Below are 20,062 nucleotides of genomic sequence, written 5' to 3' on the forward strand. Positions count from 1 at the left end.
GGCAGGGGTTCGAGGAACTGAGGCGTAGGTGAGGAGCGGGAATGTTCGAGCGGTTCACCGACCGGGCGCGTCGGGTGGTCGTCCTGGCCCAAGAAGAGGCCAGGATGCTCAACCACAACTACATCGGCACGGAGCACATCCTGCTCGGCCTCATCCACGAGGGTGAGGGCGTCGCGGCGAAGGCGCTGGAAAGTCTCGGCATCTCGCTGGAGGGCGTGCGCCAGCAGGTAGAGGAGATCATCGGCCAGGGCCAGCAGGCGCCGAGCGGGCACATCCCGTTCACGCCGCGGGCCAAGAAGGTGCTTGAGCTGTCCCTGCGCGAGGCGCTGCAGCTCGGCCACAACTACATCGGCACCGAGCACATCCTGCTCGGTCTGATCCGCGAGGGCGAAGGCGTCGCGGCCCAGGTGCTGGTGAAGCTCGGCGCCGACCTCAACCGGGTGCGCCAGCAGGTCATCCAGCTCCTCTCGGGCTACCAGGGCGGCAAGGAGCCGGCCGCGGCCGGCACCGCCACCGGCGAGGCCGCTCCGTCCACCAGCCTCGTGCTGGACCAGTTCGGTCGCAACCTGACCCAGTCGGCGCGGGAGGGCAAGCTCGACCCCGTGATCGGCCGCGAGAAGGAGATCGAGCGGGTCATGCAGGTGCTGTCCCGCCGCACCAAGAACAACCCGGTGCTGATCGGTGAGCCCGGCGTCGGCAAGACCACCGTGGTCGAGGGCCTGGCCCAGAAGATCGTCAAGGGCGAGGTGCCCGAGACGCTGAAGGACAAGCAGCTCTACACGCTCGACCTCGGCGCTCTGGTGGCCGGCTCGCGCTACCGCGGTGACTTCGAGGAGCGCCTGAAGAAGGTGCTCAAGGAGATCCGCACGCGCGGCGACATCATCCTGTTCATCGACGAGATCCACACCCTGGTCGGCGCGGGCGCCGCCGAGGGCGCGATCGACGCCGCCAGCATCCTCAAGCCCATGCTGGCCCGCGGCGAGCTGCAGACCATCGGCGCGACCACGCTGGACGAGTACCGCAAGCACCTGGAGAAGGACGCCGCGCTGGAGCGCCGCTTCCAGCCGATCCAGGTCGGCGAGCCCTCGGTGGCGCACACCATCGAGATGCTCAAGGGCCTGCGTGACCGCTACGAGGCGCACCACCGGGTGACCATCACCGACGCGGCCCTGGTCGCGGCGGCGAACCTGGCCGACCGGTACATCTCCGACCGCTTCCTGCCGGACAAGGCGATCGACCTGATCGACGAGGCCGGCGCCCGGATGCGCATCCGCCGCATGACCGCGCCGCCGGACCTGCGCGACTTCGACGAGAAGATCGCACAGGTGCGCCGCGACAAGGAGTCGGCGATCGACGCGCAGGACTTCGAGCGGGCCGCGCAGCTGCGCGACAAGGAGAAGCAGCTCCTGGGCCAGAAGGGCGAGCGGGAGAAGCAGTGGAAGGCCGGTGACCTGGACGTCGTCAGCGAGGTCGACGACGAGCAGATCGCCGAGGTCCTGGCCAACTGGACCGGCATCCCGGTGTACAAGCTGACCGAGGAGGAGACCTCCCGCCTGCTGCGCATGGAGGACGAGCTGCACAAGCGGGTCGTCGGCCAGATCGACGCGGTCAAGGCGGTCTCCAAGGCGATCCGGCGCACCCGGGCCGGCCTCAAGGACCCGAAGCGCCCGTCCGGCTCGTTCATCTTCGCCGGCCCGTCCGGTATCGGTAAGACCGAGCTGTCCAAGGCGCTCGCCGAGTTCCTGTTCGGTAGCGAGGACGCGCTGATCCAGCTGGACATGTCCGAGTTCCACGACCGTTACACGGTGTCCCGCCTGGTCGGCGCCCCGCCCGGATACGTCGGCTACGACGAGGGCGGCCAGCTGACCGAGAAGGTGCGCCGTCGGCCGTTCTCGGTGGTCCTGTTCGACGAGATCGAGAAGGCCCACCCGGACGTCTTCAACACGCTGCTGCAGATCCTGGAGGACGGTCGCCTGACCGACGGCCAGGGCCGCATCGTGGACTTCAAGAACACCGTGATCATCCTGACCACCAACCTGGGCACCCGGGACGTGGCCAAGGCGGTCTCGCTGGGCTTCCAGAAGTCCGAGGACGCCGAGTCGAACTACGAGCGGATGAAGGTCAAGGTCAACGACGAGCTGAAGACCCACTTCCGCCCGGAGTTCCTGAACCGCATCGACGACACCATCGTCTTCCACCAGCTCACCGAGGTGGAGATCCTCTCGATCGTGGACATCATGATCAAGCGGATCGAGAACCAGCTGCGCAACAAGGACATGGGCCTGGAGCTCACCGACAACGCCAAGAAGTACCTGGCGAAGAAGGGCTTCGACCCGGTCCTGGGTGCCCGGCCGCTGCGCCGGACGATCCAGCGCGAGCTGGAGGACACGCTCAGCGAGCGGATCCTGTTCCAGGAGCTCAAGCCCGGCCAGCACGTGCTGGTCGACTGCGAGGGCGACCCGGAGCAGATCGAGACGTCGAAGCTGACCTTCACGGCATCGCAGAAGGCGGCCGCTCCCGAGGTCCCCGAGACCCCGGCCGAGCCGGTCGGCAGCGACGCCGCCGCGTAACGAGCACGTTTACGAAGAAGGGGCACCGCGCGAGCGGTGCCCCTTCTTCGTAAACGCTCAGCCGATGTAGTCCTCCAGCAGGGCGGGCGTCAGGCCCGATTTGTAGATCGCGTTCAGCGCGCCCAGCAGGTCGTCCATCAGGGCGGGGCGGAAGTGCATCAGCAGCACGTCGCCGGGCTGCACGACCTTCTTGGCGGTCTGGTACCGCACGATGCCCTTGTCGACCGTCTGTGTCCAGAAGAACGCCGCCTGCGCCCCGCAGTCGTGCGCGGCCTTCAGCGTCGTGGCGTCCTTGTTGCCGAACGGGGGCCGGAACAGCGTCGGCCGTCGGCCGAACAGCTGCTCCAGCTTGTCCGCCGACCCGCAGATCTCCTTCTTCTGGAAGTCGTACGACTTGCCCTTCAGCGACGTGTGCGTGATCGTGTGGTTCTCGACCATGCCGCCGGCCTCCTGGATCGCCTTGAAGTACGCCGTGTACTTCGTGGCGGCGGGGGAGTTGAGGAACATCGTCACCGGGATCTTGGCCTGCCGGATGAACTCGATGACCTCCGGCTTACGCGACAGCGCACCGTCGTCGATGGTGATGAAGGCGACCTTGTTCGTGGTCGGCACCTTGAACAGCCACATGGCCGACGCGCTCTCCGGCACCTTGACCCGGTGCGGGGCCGGTGCGGGCCCGAACTTGGGGGCCTTGTCCAGATACCACTGCAGGGACTTGAACGCCGCAGGCGACGGCAACGCCGATGGGCTGGGCGAAGCGCTGGGGCTCGGCGAGGCCGACGGAGTCGGGCTGACGTCAGGGCCGGCGAAAATCGGGTCCGGGCCGGCGCTCTTGCACGCGGCAGGCGCGAGGAGGGCGGTCAGCAGGAACACGGCAATGGCGCGGCGTACGGGGGTGGAGGCCACGCCCGGACTCTATCCAGGCTGAGTGAATCCGCAATACCACGGAAAGCTCGGGGCCGAGTCAGAAATCGGCGGGAACACGCCCGGGCAGGCCGAAACGCTCCCCCCGGGGCACCACGAGACCGTCGGCGAGCAGGCTGTCCAGGGCCCGCTCCCGCTGCACCTGGTCCGGCCACACCACGTCCAGGGCCGGCTTCGGCACCGCCCCCGTCGCCTGCCGCAGCACGGCCAGCAGCAGCCCGCGCACCTGGCGGTCGGTGCCCGCGTAGCGCTGCGGCTTGCGGGACGGGCCCGCCGGCAGCGCCGCGCCGGAACGCCGCCACGCGCACCGCTCCCGCAGCGGGCAGGCCTCGCACCGGGGTGTACGCGCCGTGCACAGCACCGCGCCCAGCTCCATGAACGCCGCACTGGCGCGCGCAGCCGCCGGGTCCTCCCGCGGCAGCAGCGACTCCACCAGCGTCAGGTCCGCCGGGGTGGTGGCGGCGCCGGCGTCGGCCAGCCCGCTCACCGCCCGCGCCGCGACCCGGCGCACGTTCGTGTCCACCACCGGATGGCGCTGCCCGTACGCGAACGCCAGCACCGCCCGCGCCGTGTAGTCCCCGACGCCCGGCAGCGCCAGCATCTGGTCCAGCCGCCGGGGCACCTCGCCGCCGTGCCGCTCCACCAGCGCCGTCGCGCACGCGTGCAGCCGCATCGCCCGCCGGGGGTAGCCCAGCCGCCCCCAGGCCCGGATCGCCTCGCCGGAGTCCTCCGCGGCCAGATCCGCCGGGGCGGGCCAGCGGGCCACCCACTCCCGCCACACCGGCAGCACCCGCACGACGGGCGTCTGCTGGAGCATGAACTCGCTGATCAGCACCGGCCAGGCGCCGATCTCCGGAGCCCGCCAGGGCAGATCGCGCGCGTTGACGTCGTACCACGCAGTGGTCAGCGAGGCGAGTTCGGACATGCGCTCCACCCTACTGGTGCACAATGCCCGCAGGAGCGAGCGTCGAGGAGCAGGCATGACTGACGTGCACGGAGCCGAACTGGCCGTCACCGTGATCGGACCGGACCGCACCGGGATCGTCGCCGACGTCGCCGAGGCGCTGGCCAGGCTCGGTGCGAACCTCACCGACTCCACGATGACCCGGCTGCGCGGCCACTTCGCGATGACCCTGATCTGCACCGCGTCGGCCAGCGCCACCGAGGTCGAGGCCGCCCTGCTGCCGCTGTCCGCGGACGGCCAGCTGCTGGTGACGGTCCGCGACGTCGGACCCGACGAGCCACCGCACAACGGCGGCCTGCCGTACCTGCTCAGCGTGCACGGCGCGGACCGGCTCGGCATCGTCGCCGCGGTGACCCGGGTCGTCGCCGACGCCGGTGGCAACGTCACCGACCTGTCCACCCGCCTGGTCGGCCCGCTGTACCTGCTCGTAGCCGAGGTCGACCTGCCCGAAGGCGTGCCCGGCGAGCTGACCAAGCGGTTGGCGCACGTCGCCGACGAACTCGGCGTCGAGGTCAACCTGCGCCCCGCCGGGGCGGACGTCTTATGAGCGGCCCGCACACCGACGGCGACCGGCACGGCGAGGAGGCGGCGTGAGCATCGAAGGCTGGGACATCACCGCGCTGGGCACCGGCCGGGCGCTGCCCGTCGTCACCGCGCCGGAACCGGTGCTGAGCCGCGTCGGCGAGCCCGTCGATCCGACCGACCCGCAGATCGTGGCGCTCGCCGCCGACCTGGTCGCGACCATGGCCGTGTCACCCGGCTGCGTCGGCCTGGCCGCGCCGCAGGTCGGCGTCAGCGTGCAGCTGTTCGCCGTGGACGTCACCGGCCACCCCAAGGCGGCCACCCTGCACGGCGCGTTCGTGCTGGCGAACGCGGTGATCGTGGAGGCCAGCCGGTGGCGGCCGGGCCGCGAGGGCTGCATGTCCGTGCCCGATCTCACCGGCGACGTCAAACGCGCCGGGCGCATCGTGGTCACCGGTGAACTGCCTGGCAGCGGCCGCAAGGTGACGATCACCACCGATGCCTTCGAGGCCCGTGCGCTCCAGCACGAGATCGACCACTGCAACGGACTGCTCTTTTTGGACAAGGTGAGCGGGGCGCACGCGATCTATCAGCGCAAAGTCTATCTGTGACACGGACTTCGCCTACTGAGCGTGTCGCGTAGTGCGTGTCGTGATCGAGGGCGCTAGCGTGAGCACATCATGAGACTGATAGTGGGTCCGCTGCCCGCAGCCGTCTACTGGCGACGCCGCGCCATGGTGCTCGGTGCGCTGCTGGCTGCCGTACTCATGATCACGCTGGTGGTGCGGGGCACCGGCAGCGGCGGGGCTCAGCAGCCCACCGCCAACGGCACGCCGACCAGCGCGGGCGCATCGCCCGCTTCGGCAGCCGGCGAACCCCTCGCGTCCCCGGCAGCGTCACCGACCGACGGCGTCATCACGCCCGTGTCCGAGCTGACCCCGTCGCCGACCAGTGCGGGTGAGGGCGAAGGTGAGGGCGAGGGGGAAGTCGACCCGAACGCCTGCACGGACACCGAGATCAAGGTGACCGCGAAACCAGCCCAGACCAGCCTCAAGCGCGGCAGCGACCTGCTGATCACGCTGCTGATCAAGAACGTCTCGCAGCGGACCTGTACTCGTGACGTCGGTGCGGACCTGCAGGAGCTGCGGATCCTGAAGAGCACGGAGAAGGTCTGGTCGAGCGACGACTGCGGGGGGCCGCGGGGGCACGAGGTGCGGTCGTTCCCGCCTGCGCATGAGCGGTCGTACACGGTGGTGTGGAACGGGCATTCGAGTTCTGCTTGTGAGAAGTCGATCAAGCGGGTGCCTGATGGGCCGGTTCCTGCTGCTGGGGAGTATCGGCTGTATGCGCGGGTCGGGACGGCGATTTCCGCTTCGGTGACGTTGAAGCTTACGTAGGTGGGGTCGCGGAGCCGGGGGAATGCTCTTGGCGCTGGGGCCGCAAAGGGCGCGGCCTTTTACGCGCCTGCGAGCATTCCCCCCGGCTCCGCTCCAACCGTAGGCGCACGACCGCGGTGGTCAAGGTAAGTGGGGCAATCCAAGGTATGAGCGACAGCCTTACCGACCCACATGCCGTCCCCCGAGCAACGCGTAGCCGCCACCGCTAACGCCCCGAACTCATGTCACGGGAGAACACGGATCTCCGGTGTTCACCGTCCGACTCTTCGTCGGGGCAGACGCCGTCCTCTGTTACGCCCTGAACCGGGTTGGTGGGGCGGGGTGGGGAGGCTGTCGCTTTGTGGGAAAAGGGTGCCCTTTTTACCTGGTTACTTTGTGAGGGTGGCGTGGAGCGGGGGTTGGGGGTCGAGGGCGTAAAAGGCCGCGCTCTTTGCGGCCCCAGCCCTCGACCCCCAACCCCCGCGGAACGCCTACGCAGTCACGGTCTAGACATACCGCTCAAGGATCGACGTCTCAGCGAGCCGAGAGAGACCTTCGCGGACACCCCGGGCGCGAGCGTCCCCGACGCCGTCGACGGCCTGAAGGTCTTCGACGGTGGCGCCGAGGAGGCGCTGGAGGCTGCCGAAGTGGTCCACGAGGCGGTCGACTATGGCGCCGGGCAGGCGCGGGACGCGGGCCAGGAGGCGGAAGCCTCGGGGACTGACCGCGGCGTCAAGGGCCTCGGTGGTGGCGGGGTAGCCCATGGCCTTGGCGACCGAGACGAGGTCGATGAGTTCGCTGGCCGTCAGCAGGTCCAGTTCCACCAGTGCTTCGTCGACGGTTCTGGTCTTGCGGTTCGGGGGGAGGTAGTCGCGGATGACGAGGGTGCGGTCGGCGTCTACGCCGGCCATCATCTCGTCGAGCTGGAGTGACAGGAGGCGGCCGTCCGTGCCCAGCTCCACGACGTAGCCGGCGATCTCGTCGGAGATGCGGCGGACCATTTCGAGGCGCTGTACGACGGCCAGGGCGTCGCGGACGGTGACCAGGTCCTCGATCTCCAGGGCGGAGAGGGTGCCGCTGACCTCGTCGAGGCGCAGCTTGTAGCGCTCCAGCGTGGCCAGGGCCTGGTTGGCGCGGGAGAGTATCTGCCCGGAGTCGTCCAGGGTGTGCCGCTGGCCGGCCACGTAGACGCCGATGATGTGCATCGACTGGCTGACCGAGATCACCGGGTAGCCGCTCTGCTTGGAGACGCGCTCAGCGGTGCGGTGGCGGGTGCCGGACTCCTCAGTGGGGATGGAGGCGTCGGGCATCAGGTGTACGGCGGCGCGCAGGATGCGGGTGCCGTCGGCGGAGAGCACGACGGCGCCGTCCATCTTGCACAGCTCACGCAGGCGCGTGGCGGAGAACTCGACGTCGAGCGGGAAACCGCCCGTGGCCAGGGTCTCGATGAGTTTGTCGTACCCGAGGACGATGAGGGCGCCGGTCCGGCCGCGCAGGATGCGCTCGAGGCTGTCGCGCAGAGGCGTGCCCGGAGCTACCCGTGCCAGGGTGGCGCGCAACGGATCACCGCCGACTGCGGCGGTGTTCCAGGTGGTGTCGCGATCGATCGGCACGGGCACAGTCTACGGGGGCCGCCGGAGACTGCCCGTCGGCCCGTGGTGGAAGCGTCACTCAGCGGACAACCGCGCAGCCCAGTGCAGTGCCGTACGCAGATCGGACACCTCTTCGACCCGCATGTCCCCGGCTGCCGTACCCGTTGACGACGGTCCGCAACCGGGCGGCACCAGAGCGTATTTGAACCCGAGCCGGGCCGCCTCGGCGAGCCGCCGGGGGACCGCGCCGACGCGGCGCACCTCACCGGTGAGACCTACCTCACCGATGGCCGCGAGCCGGGGCGACATGGACAGGTTGAGCCCGGCGGAGGCGACGGCCAGCGCGACGGCCAGGTCGGCGGCGGGCTCCACGACCCGGATGCCGCCGACGGTCGCGGCGAAGACCTCCTTGTCGTGCAGCGCCATGCGCTCGGTGCGCCGCTGGAGCACGGCCAGCACCATGGCCAGCCGGGCCGAGTCGAGGCCGGAGACGGTGCGCCGCGGCGAGCCGGCCACGGTCGCCCCGATCAGCGCCTGCACCTCGGTGACCAGGGCGCGGCGGCCCTCCATGGCGACGGTGACGCAGGTGCCGGGGACGGGTTCGGCATACCGGGTGAGGAACAGTCCGGACGGGTCGGGCAGCGAGGCGATGCCGCTCTCGTGCATCTCGAAGCAGCCGACCTCGTCGGCCGCGCCGAAGCGGTTCTTCAGCCCGCGGACCAGCCGCAGCGAGGAGTGCTTGTCGCCCTCGAAGTGCAGCACCACGTCGACCAGGTGCTCCAGCACGCGGGGACCGGCCACGTTGCCGTCCTTGGTGACGTGGCCGACCAGCACGGCCGCGATGTTGCGCTCCTTGGCCACGGCGATCAGCGCGGCGGTGACGGCGCGCACCTGGGTGACGCCGCCGGGCACGCCGTCGTTGCCCGGAGCGGCGATGGTCTGCACGGAGTCGAGCACGAGCAGGCCCGGCTTGACCGCGTCGAGGTGGCCGAGCACCGCGGCGAGGTCGGTCTCGGCGGCCAGATAGAGCTGCTCGTGCAGGGTGTTCATGCGTTCGGCGCGCAGCCGGATCTGGCTGACGGACTCCTCGCCGCTGACGATGAGGGCGGGGCTGCCGGCCCCGGACGCCCACTGCTGGGCCACGTCGAGCAGCAGGGTGGACTTGCCGACGCCGGGCTCGCCGGCCAGCAGCACGACCGAGCCGGGGACGATGCCGCCGCCGAGCACGCGGTCGAGTTCGCTGACGCCGGTGGCGACAGCACGGGCGGGCACGGCGGAGATGGTGGCGATGGGCCGGGCGGGCTCGCCGGGGGAGCGGGGGGCCACGTTGCGCATCGCGCCGAGGGCCGGGCCGGTCGAGGCTTCGATGACCGAGCCCCACTCGCCGCATTCAGGGCAGCGGCCGAACCACTTGGGAGGCTGATGCCCGCACGCGTCACAGACGTATCCGGGGCGTGCGGGCTTCGCCGTCTTCGAGGAGGTGCTGCGCACAGTCACGTGCGCAACCTACCCCGTGGGTGTGTCAGTGGCCTTCGCCCTCGGTGCCGGGGCGGGTCGGCGGCGCGCTGGCGGGCAGGCGCGGCTCGGGGCTCAGCGGCGGCGCGAGCGGCACGACGGTGCCCGGCAGGGTCTCGATGACCACGCCGTTGGAGAAGGTCAGCTTCAGGTGCACGCCCTCGCCGTTGGGCACCGGCTTCTTGAGCCCGGTCAGGGCGAGGAGCTGGCCGCTGGCCGGGGTCAGCTCCAGGTAGCCCGCCGGCGGGATGGTGAGCTTCGCCGGGGCCGCGGTGGCCGGGCTCGGGCTGGCCTCGGGTTCCGGGCTGGCCTCCGCGTTCGGAGACGGGCTGCCGGACGCCTTCGGCGACTTGGTCGCCGCCGGGCTCGGGGACTCCGCCGCCGGGCTCGGGCTCGCGCTCGCCTTCAGGTCGGCCGCCGAGACGAGCTTGACGCTCGCCGCATCGTTCGACTCGAACTTGTCGAGCGTGATGGGCTGCTGGGTGTCGTTGAAGATCCGCACCTGCAGCGGAGCCGTCGCACCCTGCGCGTAGCCCTTCGGGCCCGCGTAGGCGAGCATCGCGTCGCGCAGGGCGACGCTGCCGCCGTTCGGACCCGGCACGGTCAGGCTGTAGCCGGGCACGGCCGCGACCTGGTCGGCGGTCTGGGAGTTCATGCCGGCGCTGCAGCCGGTCAGGGCCAGGGCTGCGGCGGTGGCACCACCGGCCAGGAGCATGGTGATCGAGCGAGTCACGGGCTCAGCGTAGTGTCCGCCGATCGAGGCCACGCAGCCGACCCGCCGCCGATCACAGCGCCCCGCTGAGCACCAGCAGAGCCAGGTCCACGGCGGCCACCGCGAGCAGTGCGCGGAAGGCGGCGCGCGGTGCCGCGTACCAGCCGATGATGATCAGGACGACGGCCGTGAGCAGCGCGCCCGCCCCGGCCCACAGCGGCGGCCGGGCTCCGGCCAGCAGGGTCAGCGTCGCGGCCAGCAGCAGTGCCGAGGCGGCGGCGAGGCTGCGCCGCGCGCCGAGCCGCTGGGGCAGGCCGCGGATTCCGGTGGCCGCGTCGTCGGCCAGGTCGGGCACCGCGTTGAGCAGGTGCGCGGCACCGGCCAGCAGGGCTGCTGCGGCGACCAGCCAGGCGGGCGGGGCTGGTGCGCCCGGCAGCGAGGTGCTGACGAAGATCACCAGGCCGGCGAAGGACACCAGGTAGGGCACGATCGACCAGGCCGTGGCCTTGAGCGGCCAGTTGTAGAGGTGGGCGGAGAGCACGGCGACCGCGAACCAGGCCCCCGCGGGCCACCCCCACCACACGCAGGCGGCGGCGGTCGCGGCGGCGGCCACCACGGCCGCGACGGCGACGGTACGGCGGCCCGCCGGGTCCCCGGCCAGCGGCTTGTCGATCCGTCCCACCGCCGCGTCGCGGGCGGCGTCGATCGCGTCGTTGGCCCAGCCGACCGACAACTGGCTCAGCGCGACCGTGCCCATGACCGCCGCGACGCCGCCTGGCGTGTGGCCCATGCCGACCGCCAGCAGGCCGCCGAACACGGTGACCGCGAGCGCGGGCAGGGGATGGCAGGCGCGCAGCAGACCCAGCGGTGACATCAGAACAGTGTCGCGCCTGACCCGACCCATCGGGACCGGCCGCCCCGCCCGTCCCGCCTTTTCGGGACCGGCCGCCCGTCCGCCCCGCCCGGTTCGGCACGGTGCGGCACCGCACCAAGATCGCTCGACTTGCCTGGCACGTGGGTGAAAGAGGCTTCAAGATACGCACGTCTGCCCGGCAAGTCGGACGGTCTTGGCAGGCAGGCGGGCGGGCGGGCGGCAGCGGCGGCGGCGGTCGGGGCGCCGGACGGGTCAGGGGCCTGGGAAGTGCTCGCTCGGCGGCAGGGTCGTGCCGGTGGGCGACGTGCTGGGAGGAGTGCTCGCGGGGGCGGAGACCGCCGGGCGCACCGGCGGGCCGGGCTGCGGGCTCTCCGGGGTCGACTTGGTCAGCCCTGGCCAGGCGATGAGCAGCAGGCTCAGCAGTGTGATCACCACGGCGACGCCGAGCACGATGAGCGGCAGCACGAGCGAGGGCTGATCGGGGTCGTCGATGTGTTCGGGCAGGTGCAACCGGCGTCGCCAGCGGGCCCGCCACGCGGCGCGCCGGGCGGCCCTGGCTTCGGCCCGCAGTTCTTCCCTGACCCGCTCCGCCTCTTCGGCCAGCTCAGCGGGGTCATCGGGAATGACGACCTCACCCCACTCGGGCGGGAGGTCCGGAAGGCCGTTGCCCAGCGTGCCCATCGCCGGCTCCTCGCGCGTTCAGCACCGCGTCTCTCTACTGTCCCGCGTCGTACAGACTCACGCTAGTGGTGCGTCGGAGGAGATTGAGGTCTGTTCGCGATGTGGACATCGACCCCACAGATGCCAATCAGTGCATAAAAGGTTACTCAGCGTAGCGGAAGAAGCGGTGCGGAGCAGTGTCAAGCAGAAGAAATACGGCTCACAACGGGGGTGAGCTGCGCTAACTGTGCAAGACGGGCTGGGACTGCGCGGCACGCCCGTGTTACCCTAGACACAGCGAAAGGGGTTTCGTACCTATGGATTTCAGTGTCGGCGAGACCGTTGTCTACCCCCACCACGGGGCCGCACTCATCGAGGCTATCGAGACCCGCACCATCAAGGGCGAGGAAAAGCTATACCTCGTCCTTCGGGTTGCTCAAGGCGACCTGACGGTGCGGGTGCCCGCCGAGAACGCCGAGATCGTCGGCGTGCGTGAGGTGGTTGGCGAAGAGGGCCTGTCCAAGGTTTTCGACGTCCTCCGCGCCCCGCACACCGAGGAGCCGACCAACTGGTCGCGGCGGTACAAGGCGAATCTCGAGAAGCTCGCCTCGGGTAACCCGCTCAAGGTGGCGGAGGTCGTGCGTGACCTCTGGCGCCGTGAGCGTGAGCGTGGTCTGTCGGCGGGGGAGAAGCGGATGCTCGCCAAGGCTCGGGACATCCTCGTCGGCGAGGTCGCGCTCGCCGAGAAGAGCACCAAGGACGGCGCAGAGGTCCTTCTGGACAAGGTGCTCGCCGAGGCGTGACCCGCACAACGGCAGTGTCATCTGATATCGATAGCCGCGACGTTCCTGCGCCCCACCGGCGCAAGGACGTCGCGGTTCTCGTTCCCGCCGCGGGCATGGGCGTACGCCTCGGCGGCGGAACCCCGAAGGCCCTGCGCGAGCTGGCCGGCGAGCCGCTGCTGGTGCACGCGTGCCGCAGGCTCGCCCTGGCTCCCTCGGTAGCCATGATCGTCATCGCCGCACCGCCGGACGACGTGGACGCGGTCCGCGCGCTGGTGCCCGGCGCCACGGTGGTGCCCGGCGGCGCGACCCGCCAGCAGTCGGTGGCCGCCGCCCTGGCCGTCGTGCCCGAATCCATCGAGGTCGTGCTGGTGCACGACGCCGCCCGCGCGCTGACCCCGCCCGAGCTGGTCGAGGCGGTGGCCGACGCGGTCCGCGCCGGCGCGGCCGCCGTGGTGCCCGCCCTGCCCGTGGTCGACACCATCAAACGGGTGGACGCCGGCGAGCACGTCCTGGAGACGATCGACCGCACCCCGCTCCGCGTGATCCAGACCCCCCAGGGCTTCCCCCGCCTGACCCTGGTCCGCGCCCACGCCGAAGCCGTCGGCGAGCACACCGACGACGCCGGCATGGTCGAGCGCCTCGGCCACAAGGTGCACTGCGTCCCCGGCAGCGACCTCGCCCTCAAAATCACCCGCCCCCTGGACCTCGTCATCGCCGAATCCCTCCTGGCCACCCACCCCCTCTAGTCGGTCGATCATGAACCTATGGCAGTGTTCGGCGGTGTGTCGCCACCCTGGCGCCGTGATGATCTAGGAGGCGGCCGGTGAGGGTCGGTATCGGGACGGATGTGCACGCGTTCGACGAGACCCGCCCATGCTGGGTCGGCGGGCTGCTGTGGCCGGACGTGCCCGGACTGGCCGGCCACTCCGACGGCGACGTGATCGCGCACGCCGCCTGCAATGCGCTGTTCAGCGCGGCCGACCTGGGCGACCTCGGGGCGAACTTCGGCGTGGACCGGCCGGAGTGGTCGGGCGCCTCCGGGGTCACGCTGCTCACCGAGGCGGCACGGCTCGTCCGCGCCGCCGGGTTCGAGATCGGCAACGTCTCCGTGCAGGTCGTCGGCAAGTACCCGAAGGTCGGCACGCGCCGGGGCGAGGCGCAGCGGGTGCTGTCGGCCGCGGCGGGGGCGTCGGTGAGTGTCTCCGGCGCGACGACCGACGGCCTCGGATTCACCGGCCGCGGCGAAGGGCTGGCGGCGATCGCGGTCGCGCTGGTGCTGCCACAATCTTGATCATGTGGCTGAGCAGGGCGTAGACGGACAGTTGGCAAACCCAGCCGGTCCGAATTAGACTCGCTCCAGATAACACGACCGTCGTGATCGGACGCCGAGGCTTACTCGTTCACTCGATGTCGTGCAGTCGACACGAGGAGGAGCTGATCCGGTCGCTCCCGTGACTGCCAGCGGAGCTGCCGTCGCGGAAGATACAACACCCACCCGCCTTGGGTGTTGATTGATTGTCCGATCAGCCACATTGCCTGCTCTTCCCTTGCCTTGCACAGCGGGTTCGCCGAAGCTTCAGGATTAGCGTCAGCTGCGGCTTATCGCGTCCGGGCACCGGTGTCTCTACCGGGCCCGCTTCCTTTGGTTGGGCGGGAGAAAACAACTGTGCGAAGGCTAGGTCGCACCACGGTGGCGGGGACTGCGGTAATCGCGGCCCTGCTCTTGGGCGTCGGTCCGGCGTCGGCGGTGCAACCGCCGCACGATCGGTCCGTGTCCGCGGTTCCGTCGACCGCGACACCGAACATCAATGACGGGACGGTCAACGCGATCGTCAAGGTGGACAACAAGGTCTTCGTCGGCGGCACCTTCACCGGGGTCACCGACCGAGGCACGGGTACGGTGCACAGCCGGCCGTACCTGTTCGCGTTCGATGCGACCACGGGTCTGGTGGACCCGACGTTCGCGCCGAACATCAACGACGAGGTGCTGTCGCTCCAGCCGGGCAGCCAGCCGGGCACGGTCTTCGTCGGCGGCCGCTTCACCGGGGTGCAGGCCGGTGGCTGGAGCAGGCTGGTCCTGCTCAACACCACCGACGGCTCCGTGGTGTCGTCGTTCAAGGCGGCGTCCTTCAACGGCGCGGTCAACTCGGTCAAGCAGTTCGGCGACCGGATCCTGGTCGGCGGCTTCTTCACCACGGCCGCTGGGAACGTCCGCAACGGCCTGGCGTCGGTGAACGCGATCACGGGTGACTTCGACCCGTTCGTGAACGTCTCGCTGACCGGGCACCACAACTACAACGGCTCCGGGGCGAGTTCCTCCGTCGGCGCCACCGAGCTCGACATCACGCCGGACGGCACCAAGGCCGTCGTGCTCGGCAACTTCAAGCAGGCCAACGGCGGCGACTACGACCAGGTCGTGGTGCTGAACCTGACCGGCGCCGCGGCGTCCATCGCCGCGTGGCACACCAACCGGTTCGACGACCGCTGCAAGGCCACGTCGTTCGACAAGTGGGTGCGCGACGTCGACATCTCGCCGGACGGCACATACTTCGTGGTGGTCACCACGGGCGCGCCCAACGCGGGCACGCTGTGCGACGCCGCCAGCCGGTGGGACTTCGTGACCGGCACGAACCTGCAGCCGGCCTGGGTGGCCTACACCGGTGGCGACACGCTGCTGTCGGTGGCCATCACCGGCACGGCGGTCTACGTCGGCGGCCACCAGCGTTGGATGAACAACGCTGACGGCAAGGACACCGCGATGCAGGGCGCCGTGGCGCGGCCGGGTCTGGCCGCGCTGGAGCCGGGCACCGGCATCCCGATGAAGTGGAACCCGGGCCGCAACCCGCGTGGTGTCGGCGCCTCGGCGCTGTACGCCACGGAGGACGGCCTCTACGTGGGCTCGGACACCCCCTACATCGGCAACTACGAGTACATGCGCGGCCGGATCGCGTACTTCCCGCTCGAGGGCGGCCTGACGCCGCCGGCCGGCGTGGTGGGCGACCTGCCGACGGAGGTGTTCTTCCCGAACAGCACCGTCACCGTGCCGGCCAACGACGTGCTGTACCGCGTCAACGCGGGCGGCCCGGAGCTGGCGGCGACCGACGGTGAGATGGCCTGGCTGGCGGACACCGCCAGCACCAGCCTGTACCGCAACTCGGGCAGCACCGCCAACACGATCGTGTCGAACACGATCACGGCGGACGCCTCGGTGCCGGCTTCGACGCCGATGGCGGTCTTCGACGACCGGCGGTTCGACCCGTCGGCCGCGCCGGAGATGATGTGGAACTTCCCGGTCGCCGCCGGCACGCAGGTGGAGGTCCGCCTCTCCTTCGTGGCTCGGGACTGGAACTACAGCTCCGCAGGTCAGCGCGTGTTCGACATCAAGATCGACGGTGTGGTCCGCGCGGACGACTACGACACGGTGGCGCAGGTCGGCTACAAGGTCGCGCACACCCTGAAGTTCCCGGTCACCAGTGACGGGACGGTCAACATCGAGTTCATCCACGGGCTGCTCAACCCCGCGGTGGACGCGATCGAGATCGTGCGGACCAGCGGTGGCACCGGCCTCGGTGTCGCCAAGCGCACGTACAACGGCACCACGGCCGGCGCACTCACCGGCGTCGGTGGCGCGGACGGCACCGTGTGGGCCAACCTGCGCGGCGCGTTCCTGGTCGACAACACGCTGTACTACGGCATGTCGGACAGCAACTTCTACAAGCGGACGTTCGACGGGGTCAACTTCGGTCCGGCCTCGCTGCACAACCCGCACTCCGACCCGCGCTGGGACGGTGTGCTGGTGGACGAGTTCGGGTCCACTGCCACGTACGACGGCAAGAAGACCGCGATCTACACCGAGCTGCCGAGCGTGCGGAGCATGTTCTACAGCAACGGCCGGCTGTACTACACGATCACCGGGAACAACTCGCTGTTCTGGCGCTACTTCAGCCCGGACAGCGGGGTCATCGGTTCGCAGCGCTTCCAGGCCAACGGCAGCGGCACCAGCACCTCGCTGGAGTGGCTCGGCACCTCGTCGGGCGTGCTGTTCCTGTCCGGCGGCTACGTGTACTGGTCGCGTACCGACGGCCGGCTCGTCAAGCGGGCGTTCGACGGCACCGCGTTCAGCGGCGTCGCCACCGCGGTCAGCGGTCCGGCGATCGACTCGGTGAACTGGACGTCTCCGGGCGCCTTCCTGTTCGGCTGAGCGAGCACCAAGCGGTAAGGCGGACCGGTCACCCTCGGGTGGCCGGTCCGCTCTCTTTGTGGGGACGGCCCGTTGCCGGTTACGGGCCGAACGGCTAAAGTGTGCCGAATGCCTGGGGTTAATTGTTGACAATAGACCCGTAATAGTGCGTGAAGTGGTATTCACGCAAGCGGTTACCGGGCTTTCCCGCGGTCGCCTGCACGACAGGCTCGCTTGCCGATTCGTGGCAGCATCCGGACGTATGTATGGCTTCTCGATCGCGCGTCGCGGTAGGCGGCGCTCGGTGCTCGTCGCGCTGACCACTGCGGCCACCCTCGCCGCCGTCGCCGTCGGCACCCCCGTTTCGGCGGTATCGGTCCAGCACGCCGCACTGGTCGGGCAGGATCCGGTCAACTGGACGCCGCACGCGCTCGACGGCACCGCCTTCAAGATCCTGGCGATCGGCGGCCGCGTCTACGTCGGCGGTTCGTTCACCCAGATCAGGCCGTCGAACTCGGCCACGGTGACCACCCAGCGCCGGCTGTTCGCGTTCAACGCCACCACCGGCGCGATCGACACCACGTTCAAGCCGGTCGTCGACGGCACCGTCCGCGCCCTGGTCGCCGCGCCCGACGGCCAGTCGCTCTACATCGGCGGCGACTTCACCAACGTCAACGGCGTGCGCTCCCGCGGCGTGGAGCGGATCAGCGCGACGACCGGCGCGTCCGTGTCCGGCTTCACCGTGCCGGAGATCAACGGCGGCGTCGACGAGCTGGAGTTGACCGGCAACCGGCTGCTGCTCGGCGGGCGCTTCCAGACCGTCGGCGGCGCGAGCCGGCGCGGCCTGGCCGCGCTCAACGCGGGCACCGGCGCGGCCGACGCCTCGGTGAACATGAGCCTGGACGGGGCGCGGGTCACCGGCTCCGGGGCCACGTCGGCGGTGAAGGTGACCGCCATGGACGTCACCCCCGACGGCTCGAAGCTGGTCATCATGGGCAACTTCAGCAGCGTCGCGGGCCAGGCCCGGCACCAGATCGCGGTGGTGAACCTGACCACCTCGCCGGCCACGCTGTCGCCCTGGACGACGACGCGCTACCAGCAGATGTGCGCGAACTCGTTCCCGACCTACATGCGCGGCGTCGACATCTCGGCCGACGGGACCTGGTTCGTGGCGGTCACCACCGGTGCCCGGCGCACCGGCTCGCTGTGCGACACCGCGGCCCGGTGGGACCTGGTCAGCCAGGTCGCCAACAAGCAGCCGGTGTGGGTCAACTACACCGGCGGGGACACGCTGCTGTCGGTCGCGGTCGCCGGGGCGGCCGTCTACGTCGGCGGCCACCAGCGCTGGCTGGACAACCCGGACGGCCGGGACAGCGCCGGTCCGGGCGCGGTCCCGGCCGAGGGCATCGGCGCGATCAATCCGGTGACCGGCAAAGCCTTCGCGTGGAACCCCGGAAAGGATCGTGGCGTCGGCACTGAGGACATCTACCCCACTACCGCAGGACTGTGGATTGCCAGCGATACCGATACAGTTCATGGCGAGTTCCATGGAAGGATCGCATTCTTTCCATTGCCGGTAATGTGATCGGATTGCCTTCCGATCGCCGATCACGAGAAATGTGATCAGGATCGGCAGTGAGATGTGCGGCGCCGTGGCGGACAATGCTTGTTCGCCACGGCGCCGCATACGGCTGCCATGAGCCAATACAGAGATCGCGGCACGGGCCGCGTGAACCTGCTCGGAGTCTGACTGTGGCCTACCCCGCGCGGAGCACCCGCTTCGCACCGCCAGAACGCTTGGACCCCCCTCGAACACGGCGAGGCGGCTTCTGGCCGCCGTCGCGTGGCCGCATGATCGTGGCCGCTGTCGTCGCCGCCTGCGTCGGTGTGGCACTGATCGGCGTGGCGATCGTGTTCGCCAAGGACAGCCCGCCCGAAACGACCACCCAGCGCATCCCCGTGGGCGAGGACGGATACGTGGTGCGCGAGGAGCCGGACACCGTGTTCGGCGGCCGGGACACCCTGGTGTCCGTCGCACGTCCCGACTACTACGCGGTGACATACCTGAAGTTCCAGGTCGCGACGCCTGCCGGCTTCCGCGTCCAGTCCATGTCGCTGCAGCTGCAGGCTGACGCGAAACCCCCGGCGTCGCTGCAGGTGCGCTCGGTGCTCAGCAGCGACTGGTCCGAGAAGGAGCTGTCGTACGCCACCCGGCCCGGCCTCGGCGAGGTGCTCGGCGGCGAGCCGACGGTCTCGGCGAGCAACCTGGTCAGCTTCGACGTCAGCGTGGCGGTGCCCACCCCCGGACAGGGCCCGGCCCGGTACTCGTTCGCGGTGACCAACGCCAGCGACAGCGAGACGCTGACCCTGTTCGCCGGCGAGCACGGTGCTGGTGCGCCGGCCCTGGCGGTGACCTTCATCGAGATCCAGGACACCGAGACGCTCGACGGGCACCAGCGCGGCGACGGCAGCGGCAAGCCGAACCCGTCCGGCACCGCCTCTCCCGGTGCGTCGGTGTCGCCGTCGGTCGACCCCTCCGCCTCGGTCACCCCGGGCCAGCCGAACCCGCCGGGCAACATCCCGGCCGGGCGCACGCTGTGCGGCGTCGGCTTCATCCCGAAGAGCGGCGAGTCGTACGCCCAGGGCGTGACCCGGGTCGACAACCTCTACGGCGGCCTGGAGGCGTTCCGCACGTTCTACACGGGCGCGCCGGCGGCCTGGCCCGGCAACGCCGGCAAGGCGGGGCGGACCGTGGTCGTCTCCTTCAAGTACAACCCCAAGGAGATTCTCGGCGGCTCTCGCGACTCCTACCTGCGCAACTGGTTCGCCCAGGCGCCTCGGGACCGCGACGTCTACTGGGTCTACTACCACGAACCCGAGGACAACATCGAGGCCGGCGTGTTCACCGCGGCCGACTACCGGGCGGCCTGGCGGCGCATCGCCGGGCTGGCCGACGCGGCGGGCAACCCGAAGCTGCACGCCACGCTGGTGCTGATGGACTGGAGCGTGTTCCCGCAGTCCGGCCGCAAGTGGAAGGACTACTACGCCGGCAGCGACGTCATCGACGTGCTCGGCTGGGACGTCTACAACTTCAACTTCACCAACCCGAAGTACCCGGACGCCGCGACCATGGTGAACCGGGTGGCCAACGTGTCGAAGGCCGAGGGCAAGCCGTGGGGCATCGCCGAACTGGGCACCGCGATCCTGCCCGGCGACTCCTCGGGCACGGGCCGGGCCGCCTGGCTGACCGCCGCGGGTAATGCCTCGATCAAGGGCGGCGCGCTGTGGGTGACGTACTTCGACGTCGACTTCACCCGGGCCGACTGGCGGCTGCTGGACGCGCCCAGCCAGAAGGCGTGGCGCGGGTTCTGCGACGCGTGAGGTGAGC

At 70.3% G+C, this 20,062-nt stretch carries 17 protein-coding genes; 10 read left to right on the plus strand and 7 right to left on the minus strand.

Going from position 1 to position 20,062, the window contains the following annotated elements; genetic code table 11:
• The first annotated feature begins 41 nt into the window (after window positions 1-41).
• On the plus strand, window positions 42-2,570 hold the full coding sequence (locus tag AB0B35_RS31465) for an ATP-dependent Clp protease ATP-binding subunit (protein WP_360524034.1): 2,529 nt from the start codon (window positions 42-44) through the stop codon (window positions 2,568-2,570).
• A gap of 57 nt (window positions 2,571-2,627) precedes the next feature.
• Here the strand turns inward: AB0B35_RS31465 and AB0B35_RS31470 are convergent, their stop codons facing one another.
• Both AB0B35_RS31470 and AB0B35_RS31475 read right to left on the minus strand, forming a co-directional pair.
• Entirely contained in the window at window positions 2,628-3,476 is an 849-nt protein-coding gene (locus AB0B35_RS31470; protein WP_360524037.1) for a polysaccharide deacetylase family protein, read from the minus strand.
• 58 nt (window positions 3,477-3,534) lie between these two features.
• Entirely contained in the window at window positions 3,535-4,419 is an 885-nt protein-coding gene (locus tag AB0B35_RS31475) for an A/G-specific adenine glycosylase (RefSeq protein ID WP_361052266.1), read from the minus strand.
• 55 nt (window positions 4,420-4,474) lie between these two features.
• On the opposite strand from AB0B35_RS31475, the gene AB0B35_RS31480 reads away from it, so the two are divergent.
• The 3 genes from AB0B35_RS31480 (at window position 4,475) to AB0B35_RS31490 (ending at window position 6,377) form a co-directional block, all read left to right on the plus strand.
• Complete coding sequence (locus tag AB0B35_RS31480) at window positions 4,475-5,005, plus strand: ACT domain-containing protein (protein ID WP_361052269.1); 531 nt, start codon at window positions 4,475-4,477, stop codon at window positions 5,003-5,005.
• A 43-nt stretch (window positions 5,006-5,048) separates the two neighbouring features.
• Window positions 5,049-5,591 (plus strand): peptide deformylase, encoded by a 543-nt coding sequence (gene def / locus AB0B35_RS31485; RefSeq protein ID WP_203695238.1) that lies wholly within the window; start codon window positions 5,049-5,051, stop codon window positions 5,589-5,591.
• 81 nt (window positions 5,592-5,672) lie between these two features.
• The gene (locus tag AB0B35_RS31490; protein ID WP_361052272.1) at window positions 5,673-6,377 is read left to right on the plus strand and encodes a hypothetical protein; all 705 of its coding nucleotides are present in this window, start codon (window positions 5,673-5,675) and stop codon (window positions 6,375-6,377) included.
• 485 nt (window positions 6,378-6,862) lie between these two features.
• Here AB0B35_RS31490 and disA read toward each other — a convergent pair whose 3' ends face one another.
• From disA to AB0B35_RS31515, 5 genes are all read right to left on the minus strand, one after another.
• Window positions 6,863-7,975 carry a DNA integrity scanning diadenylate cyclase DisA gene (disA, locus tag AB0B35_RS31495; protein ID WP_203695235.1) on the minus strand — a complete coding sequence of 371 codons (1,113 nt, stop codon included), beginning with the start codon at window positions 7,973-7,975 and terminating at the stop codon, window positions 6,863-6,865.
• 48 nt (window positions 7,976-8,023) lie between these two features.
• Window positions 8,024-9,445, minus strand: a complete 1,422-nt coding sequence (gene radA, locus AB0B35_RS31500; protein ID WP_360524051.1) for a DNA repair protein RadA — start codon at window positions 9,443-9,445, stop codon at window positions 8,024-8,026.
• A gap of 25 nt (window positions 9,446-9,470) precedes the next feature.
• Window positions 9,471-10,196, minus strand: a complete 726-nt coding sequence (locus tag AB0B35_RS31505) for a hypothetical protein (RefSeq protein WP_360524054.1) — start codon at window positions 10,194-10,196, stop codon at window positions 9,471-9,473.
• 52 nt (window positions 10,197-10,248) lie between these two features.
• On the minus strand, window positions 10,249-11,049 hold the full coding sequence (locus AB0B35_RS31510; RefSeq protein ID WP_361052274.1) for a UbiA family prenyltransferase: 801 nt from the start codon (window positions 11,047-11,049) through the stop codon (window positions 10,249-10,251).
• 252 nt (window positions 11,050-11,301) lie between these two features.
• Window positions 11,302-11,730 carry a hypothetical protein gene (locus AB0B35_RS31515; protein ID WP_361052276.1) on the minus strand — a complete coding sequence of 143 codons (429 nt, stop codon included), beginning with the start codon at window positions 11,728-11,730 and terminating at the stop codon, window positions 11,302-11,304.
• 296 nt (window positions 11,731-12,026) lie between these two features.
• Here AB0B35_RS31515 and AB0B35_RS31520 point away from each other — a divergent pair, with 296 nt between their 5' ends.
• The 6 genes from AB0B35_RS31520 to AB0B35_RS31545 all read left to right on the plus strand — a co-directional run bounded on the left by AB0B35_RS31520 (window position 12,027) and on the right by AB0B35_RS31545 (window position 20,055).
• Window positions 12,027-12,512, plus strand: a complete 486-nt coding sequence (locus tag AB0B35_RS31520) for a CarD family transcriptional regulator (protein ID WP_120317389.1) — start codon at window positions 12,027-12,029, stop codon at window positions 12,510-12,512.
• A gap of 26 nt (window positions 12,513-12,538) precedes the next feature.
• Complete coding sequence (ispD, locus tag AB0B35_RS31525; RefSeq protein ID WP_361052320.1) at window positions 12,539-13,240, plus strand: 2-C-methyl-D-erythritol 4-phosphate cytidylyltransferase; 702 nt, start codon at window positions 12,539-12,541, stop codon at window positions 13,238-13,240.
• Window positions 13,241-13,317: 77 nt separating this feature from the next.
• Window positions 13,318-13,785 (plus strand): 2-C-methyl-D-erythritol 2,4-cyclodiphosphate synthase, encoded by a 468-nt coding sequence (gene ispF / locus AB0B35_RS31530; RefSeq protein ID WP_361052279.1) that lies wholly within the window; start codon window positions 13,318-13,320, stop codon window positions 13,783-13,785.
• A gap of 480 nt (window positions 13,786-14,265) precedes the next feature.
• Window positions 14,266-16,695: a malectin domain-containing carbohydrate-binding protein gene (locus AB0B35_RS31535; protein WP_361052281.1), complete on the plus strand. Its 2,430-nt coding sequence runs from the start codon at window positions 14,266-14,268 to the stop codon at window positions 16,693-16,695.
• A gap of 241 nt (window positions 16,696-16,936) precedes the next feature.
• Window positions 16,937-18,259: a hypothetical protein gene (locus AB0B35_RS31540; RefSeq protein ID WP_361052284.1), complete on the plus strand. Its 1,323-nt coding sequence runs from the start codon at window positions 16,937-16,939 to the stop codon at window positions 18,257-18,259.
• Between the two features lie 266 nt (window positions 18,260-18,525).
• Window positions 18,526-20,055 carry a DNRLRE domain-containing protein gene (locus tag AB0B35_RS31545; RefSeq protein WP_361052285.1) on the plus strand — a complete coding sequence of 510 codons (1,530 nt, stop codon included), beginning with the start codon at window positions 18,526-18,528 and terminating at the stop codon, window positions 20,053-20,055.
• Window positions 20,056-20,062: the final 7 nt, after the last annotated feature.

It is taken from the genome of Catellatospora sp. NPDC049133, from assembly GCF_040648455.1.
GTDB lineage: Bacteria > Actinomycetota > Actinomycetes > Mycobacteriales > Micromonosporaceae > Catellatospora > Catellatospora aurea.